General features: G+C 42.2%; 1 protein-coding gene. It reads left to right on the top strand.

Going from position 1 to position 6,201, the window contains the following annotated elements; all coding sequences use genetic code 11:
- Window positions 1-6,201 (top strand): PKD-like domain-containing protein (locus tag AC23MC_RS16320; RefSeq protein WP_487569390.1); only part of this gene is annotated, 6,201 nt, incomplete at both ends.

The following is a 6,201-nucleotide window of genomic DNA, read 5'->3' as shown; positions in this document are numbered from 1 at the left end:
GTTGTCCCCACTGGCACAACCTACACCTGGACAGTTGTTACGCCTGTAGGCATCACAGGATCTTCGGACCAGGCCACTCCACAAGCGAGTATAAGTCAGAGTTTAACCAACACAACCACTGCACCAATTAATGTGCTTTATAATGTCACGGCAACGGTAGGTATAGCTCCGAATAGTTGTACAGACACCTTTGCAATAACGGTAACTGTGAATCCAAAACCAAGCATTTCAGATTTCACGCCGATGATTTGTTCAAACCAAAGCTTTACGGTAACGCCAAGCACAGGGGGAACAGATTTAGTTCCTGTAGGAACGACTTATACTTGGACAGTTGTAGCACCTGCAGGAATTACCGGAGCGGTAGATCAAGCAGTAGCTCAAACAAGTATTAGTCAAAATTTGATTAATTCTACGGAAGGGGAATTAGATGTGGTTTATACGGTTACTGCTTCGGTAGGCACAGCACCAAATGTGTGCACAGATACCTTTACCATCACGGTAAAAGTAAATCCATTGCCACAAATTAATAATAAAGTAGCAATTATTTGCTCACAAGATACCTTTACAATTACCCCGGTAACAGCTTCACCACAGGTTGTTCCCACGGGCACTAGCTATACGTGGACAGTAGTTGCACCAGCAGGAATCACAGGAGCCGCCAATGAAACAAATCCGCAAACGGCCATTAGTCAAACCCTAACCAATTCGACTAACGCACCGATTAATGTTGTTTATAATGTTACCGCATCAGTAGGCACAGCACCGAATGTTTGTATCGATACTTTTGTAGTCACTGTAACGGTTAATCCAAACCCACTTATCGCCAATAAAGTAGTTACGATTTGTTCTCAGGATACCTTTACGGTAACACCAACAAACACCTTACCGGATGTTGTTCCAGTGGGAACAACTTACACATGGAGCGTTGTTGCACCGGCAGGAATTGCAGGAGCAGCCAATGAAACAACTCCGCAAACAAGCATTAGTCAAAGCTTGACTAATTCAACTGATGCGTCTCTTGATGTGGTTTATACTGTTACGGCCTCTTCGGGTACAGCACCTGATGTATGTACCTCTACTTTTGAAATTACGGTGAGCGTAAATCCACGACCAAGTATTTTGGATGTAACGGATTCTATTTGTTCAGCCCAAAGCTTTAGTGTTACACCTGTTACAGGCACTGATATTGTTCCAACAGGCACCACCTACACTTGGAGTGTTGTAGCACCGGCAGGAATTACGGGAGCATCCAACCAAGGAACACCACAAACTACGATTAGTCAAACCTTAACCAATTCAACTACAGCCTCTATAAATGTTGTTTATACTGTAACGGCTTCGGCTGGCACAGCACCAAATGCTTGTACGAGCACATTTACTATTACAGTAAGTGTTAATCCGTTACCAATTATAGCCGATAAAGTAGCTATAATCTGCTCAGACGACACCTTTACGGTAACACCAAGTAATACCTTACCGGATGTAGTTCCAACAGGAACAACGTATACATGGAGCGTTGTTTCACCTGCAGGAATCGCAGGAGCCTCAAATCAAACAACACCGCAAACAAGCATTAGTCAGACCTTGACTAATTCCACTGATGCGTCTCTTGATGTGGTGTATACCGTTGAAGCAAGTGTTGGCACGGCACCGAATGTTTGTACAGATACCTTTACAGTTACAGTAACCGTCAATCCAAAACCATTTATAGCCAATAAAACAGAAACGATCTGTTCGGCAGATACCTTTACGTTATCTCCAACGACAACCGGTTCAGATATCGTTCCAACAGGCACAACTTACACATGGAGCGTTGTGGTACCGGCAGGTATTACGGGAGCATCCAACCAAGGAACGTCACAAACACAAATTAGTCAAACTCTGACTAATTCCACCGATGCGGCTATTAATGTTGTGTATACGATAACAGCTACCTCCGGGGTTGCACCAAACCAATGCAGTAGCACGTTTGAATTAACTGTTACCGTTAATGCAAAACCATTTATAGCCGATAAAGCGGCATCCATTTGCACGGCAGACACCTTTACGGTGACGCCGGTTTCAAATGCAGCAGATGTTGTACCGGCAGGCACTACTTATACATGGACAGTTGCCCCTGTGGCAGGTATTACAGGAGCATCCGATCAATCCACTGCACAAACTGCAATTAGTCAAACCCTACTTAATAGCACAGAATTACCTATAGATGTAGACTACACCGTAACGGCATCCTCCACAGGATGTACAGATATCTTTATAGTAAGAGTAACGGTTAATCCAAAACCACTGGTTAGTGTAAATAGCGAAACGATTTGTGAACTTGAAAGCACTACAATAATTGCTACCTCTACCACACCGGGTACGTATAGTTATGCATGGACAGTGCCAACCGGTTTTGCAAATCCAGGAGATGTTTCAAATTTTACGACTTCAGTAGCCGGAAATTATAGTGTAATTATTACCGATATAAACACAGGATGTATTTCTGATAGTGCCACAGGAACAGTGACTTTGTTACCACTTCCAACGGCGAGTGTATCAGGCGATATAATCATATGTCCAACAGGAGAAGCCACGATTACCTTTACTGCCACTCCTGGATCTACGATAGAATACACCATCAATGGGGGCGGTGTTCAAACCCAGACTATTGATGCATCGGGTGTTTATACCATCACCGATGCTTATACCACAACCACCACTTATAGGTTAATTGGTGTTTTCACCAATACGATTCGGGTTTGTTCGGTACCACTCAATCAAACAGCTACAGTAAGCGTTGCACCGGCACCACTAATTTTCAGTCATCCTGATTTAGTGCTTTGTGATGATAATAATGATGGACGCGGTCGATTTGATTTAGCTCAAACCGAAAGTATTATCACAGGCGGAGCTACTGGGTTAACAGTGTCTTATCATGAGACCTTAACGGATGCTCAATTAGGCGGAGCACCGATTCCGAACCCTGCAAATTATTTATCGATTGATCCATGGCTTCAAACCATTTATGTTCGTGTGATAAATACGGGAGCTACAGATTGTCCTTCGATTACTACCTTTGATTTGATAGTGAATCCATTCCCGGTTATCAACACGACTCCGGATGATTATGCGTTGTGTGATGATGATACGGATGGTATTCAGGTATTTGATTTGTCTTCTCGAGCAACCAATATCTTAGGCGGATTAGATCCAAGTTTACATACGATAACTTTCCACCCAAGTGAAGCAGAAGCAATTCTGGGAACGCCACAACTTTCCACTATATATAGCAGTGCAACACAAACCATCTGGGTTCGTGTGCTGATTAATGCTACGGGATGTTATGATGTTGCACCACTAGAGCTTGTTGTTAATCCGTTACCGATTGCTAATTTGCCAACACCATTAACTTTGTGTGACGACAATAATCCGGGAGATGAAGAGGAAGAATTTGATTTAACGCAAGCCATCCCTGAGATTGTGGGTACGCAACAAGGATTGGAAGTTACCTTCCATTTCACGCTACTTCAAGCACAACAGGGCACTAATGCGTTACCTACGTTGTATACCAATACGTCCAACGTTCAAACCATCCATGTTCGGGTGCTAAATCCGGTTACGGGATGTTATTCTACTACCACGTTAGATTTACGCGTAGAACCGCTTCCGATATTGCTTATTCCAATTAACCCGATTACCTTGTGTGATGATAACAATGATGGTGTTACCACTTTTGATTTAGGAGCCCTTATTCCGGGCTTACTCAACGGAGCAACGGATATAACTGTTACCTTCCATGAAACCGAGCAACAAGCCTTGGACGGAACAGATGATTTAGCACTTTCTTACTTAAGTATCTCGCAATGGCAGCAGTTTATTTATATTCGAGCAGAGCATAACACAACAGGTTGTGTGCGAGTGATGATGCTTGAACTAAAAGTAAATCCGAGACCGGAAGTACCGAGTGATTTAGCAGATATCGTTCAATGTGATACCGATGGCAATCAGCAAAATGGATTGAGCATATTTGATTTAAGTGTACGAACGCCTATTATTTTAGCGGCTCAAAGTGGAGCAGCTTCGGATTATCAAGTGGCCTATTTTACTTCACAGGCAAATGCAATTAATAACATTGGAGCCATTGTAAATGTAACGGCTTATCCAAATACAAGTAATCCACAAACCATTTGGGTACGAGTAACCGATATTGCCACAGGTTGTTTCCACACGGGAAGTTTTGATTTGATTGTAAACCTGCCTTTGGCACTTACAGTTCCGGATCCAATATCCTTGTGTGACGAGGCTTTGCCAAATGATCAATTTACAGCATTTGACTTAACCATCCGCAATAATGCAATTACTAATAATTTAGGTGGTTATACTGTTACTTACTACCCAAGCTATCAAAATGCATTGGATAATGTAAATGCAATTCAAGACCCAACGGCTTATACTAATGCGATTGCAACGGTTCAAACCTTAGGGGCGAAAGTGACAAGTCAGGCGGGATGTTCGAGTTTTACGTCTCTTACTATTCGCGTAATTCCAAGACCGGAGCCACTATTTGATCCGGCACCGATAGAGGAGTGTGACAACAACAATCCAGGCGATGGTGTAGAGAATTTCGATTTAACTCAGCGAGCACTTTACATCTTAAACGGAGCAAGTTTAACGGAGTTTTCTCTGACGTATTTTGAGAATTATACCAATGCAGAAACAGAAACCAATCCGATTCCTGATCCAACTAATTATGACAGTACAGATTCAGATACACAAACCATTTATGTTCGTGTAACCAGAATACCAACCAACCCGTTGGAGCCAAGATGTTATGAGATAGTAGAACTTCAATTGATTGTTAATCCGCTACCGGATATCGTTTCGCCGGTTAATTTATACCAATGCGTAGCACTTGGTCAACCGATTTTACCATTCACATTAAATTTAGCCAATGAAGATGTGTTGGGAGCCAATCAAACTGAGCTAGACTTTAGTGTAACGTATTATGCTTCACAGGCGGATGCAGAGACGGGTAGTCCACAGTTGCCAAACACGTACACAAGCACAAGTGTTCAAGGCACACCGGAGACTATTTATGTGAGAATAGAAAACAAAGTAACTGAATGTTTTATAGTTGGAACGGTAGATTTAGTGATTGAAGAAGGAACTTTTGCTAACCCAATTCCGGCGAATGATTCGGCGGTAACCAAGTGTGACGATCAAGATGCATTGAATGATGGTAAAGCAGAATTTAATTTAGACACAGAACTCTCGCCAATACTATTAGGAGCTACCATAACACCACCAAATAATTATCCTGGCACGGTGGTCTACTATTTTGAAACTTTAGCTCAAGCACAAGAAGCGGCAGAAGAAAACGATTACAGCGGAGCTTTGCCTGTAACCTATGCAAACACTGTTGCGTTTAATCAGGAAATCTATGCTGTTTTGGTGAATCCAAACACGCAAAGTGGCTGTCCGAATATTGTTCCGGTAAACTTAACAGTTCATAAGTTACCAGAGCCAACAGTTCAAGACGACTTTATCTGTACCGATCCGATTACAGGCGATGTTATTAGAGAAGCAGTTTTAGAGAGTGGATTAGACCCATTAACACACAATTTTGTATGGACAGATTCGAGTAGCAATGTGTTAGGAACAGATGCAAACCTAACGGTAAACACTCCGGGAGCCTATACCTTAACGGTTGTAAATACAACCACCAATCCGCAATGTTCAAACACGGTAACGGTGAATGTGGTTCAATCTGAGCAAGCCACCTTGAGTTTTGTGCAAAGTAATTATTTTACAGACAGTGCCACAATTACCATCACAGCCCAGGGAATAACCATTCCTGATCAAGGCAATACAAATTATGTGTATAGTTTAGATTATGGACCATTCCAAACCAGCAATGTGTTTACCAACGTGAGTGCAGGAAATCATATTGTTACCGTTCAAGACTTAAACGGTTGTGAGGATGCAACAATAGAGGTGTATGTGGTAGATTATCCAAAATTCTTCACACCAAATGGAGATGGATATAACGACACGTGGAATATTTTTACGTTAAGAGACACAAATCCTAACGCAAAAATTTATATATTTGACCGCTACGGAAAATTAATCAAACAAATTATTCCGGCAGGCCAAGGTTGGGATGGAACATTCAACGGTCAAAACCTCCCATCAACCGATTACTGGTTTACAATTGAGTAC

Source organism: Flavobacterium sp. T50_26 (genome assembly GCF_057652995.1).
This window is presented reverse-complemented; position numbering and strand designations above follow the sequence as displayed.